Raw genomic sequence first — 1,632 nt, 5'->3', positions numbered from 1 at the left:
CTGCTTTGCTGGTACCAGAATTGTCGGACAGCTGTTTTCCAGTTGGTTTGGGTAATCAAGCGTGTAGTGCAGGCCGCGGCTCTCTTTACGCTGCATTGCACAGCGAACCATAAGCTCTGCAACTTGCAGTAGATTACGCAGCTCCAACAAGTTATTAGATACGCGGAAGTTCCTGTAGTACTCATGCGTTTCTTGTTGTAGCAGTTGAATGCGGCGCAATGCACGCTCTAAGCGCTTATCGGTACGCACAATGCCCATGTAGTCCCACATGAACAGGCGAAGTTCGTGCCAGTTGTGTTGAATAATAACTTCTTCATCACTGTTGGTGACTTGGCTTTCATCCCAACATGGAACACGTGAAGGCAGCTCAATGCTGGTGTGATGTTTCAGAATATCTTTTGCAGCAGACCACGCATAAACCACACATTCCAACAGTGAGTTCGATGCCATACGGTTAGCACCATGTAAGCCGGTGTAGCTCACTTCGCCAATCGCGTATAGGTTTTTCAAATCCGTATGACCGTTTTGATCCACCATCACGCCGCCACAGGTATAGTGCGCAGCTGGTACGATTGGAATAGGTTCTTTGGTCATATCAATGCCCAAGTCCATCAAGCGCGAGTAAATGGTCGGGAAGTGCTTGGTGATAAAGTCCGCGGGTTTATGACTGATGTCGAGATACATGCAGTCTGCACCCAAGCGTTTCATTTCGAAGTCGATGGCACGAGCAACAACATCGCGGGGGGCGAGTTCTTTACGCTCATCAAAATCTGGCATAAAGCGAGTGCCGTCTGGGCGACGAAGGTAAGCGCCTTCACCACGAAGGGCCTCGGTCAGCAAGAAGTTGCGAGCTTCAGGGTGGTAAAGGCAAGTTGGGTGGAACTGGTTGAACTCTAAGTTCGCCACTCGACAGCCAGCTCGCCACGCGATAGCAATACCATCACCCGATGAGACGTCTGGGTTAGAGGTGTATTGATAAACCTTTGACGCGCCACCTGTCGCTAGAACCACAAATTTGGCGCGCACGGTTTCTACGTGCTCTTCGTTTCGGTTCCAGATATAGGCACCGATGACTTTGTTTTTATCACCGCCGATTTTATCTTCAGTGATCAAGTCCAGAGCGTTGTGGCGTTCAAGAACATGAATATTGGGATGGTTGTGGGCGTTGTCCTGCAATGAAGTTTGCATTGCCATACCGGTTGCGTCTGCGGCGTGCAGAATACGGCGGCGGCTGTGGCCACCTTCGCGGGTTAGGTGGTAACGAGGTTCATCGTCAGAATCATCGTCTTCACGGTCAAACGGTACACCGCCGTCAATCAGCCATTGCACACATTCTTTTGAGTGTTCTGCAATGAATCTCACGGTCTCTTCGTCACAGATACCATCCCCGGCAATTTGGGTATCTTCAACGTGCGACTCAATGGTGTCGGATTCATCGAACACAGCGGCGATACCGCCTTGAGCGTAGTAAGTTGCCCCTTCGCTGCGCGGTCCTTTGCTGAGTACCATTACTTTACAGTGGTTTGCGACACGTAAAGCCAACGACAAGCCCGCAGCGCCACTCCCTACCACTAATACATCACACTCATGTTCACGATTTGTGTTCATATAACTTTTATAATCCCAAGCTAA

At 50.1% G+C, this 1,632-nt stretch carries 1 protein-coding gene; it reads right to left on the bottom strand.

The window, feature by feature from the left end:
• Positions 1 to 1,608 (bottom strand): L-aspartate oxidase (gene nadB, locus R8269_RS23925; protein ID WP_318222741.1); only part of this gene is annotated, 1,608 nt, incomplete at its 3' end.
• Between the last annotated feature and the right edge of the window lie 24 nt (positions 1,609 to 1,632).

The organism is Vibrio sp. Vb0667 (genome assembly GCF_033391095.1).
The sequence above is the reverse complement of the archived record's forward strand: the minus strand, read 5'-3'. Positions and strand labels throughout refer to the sequence as shown.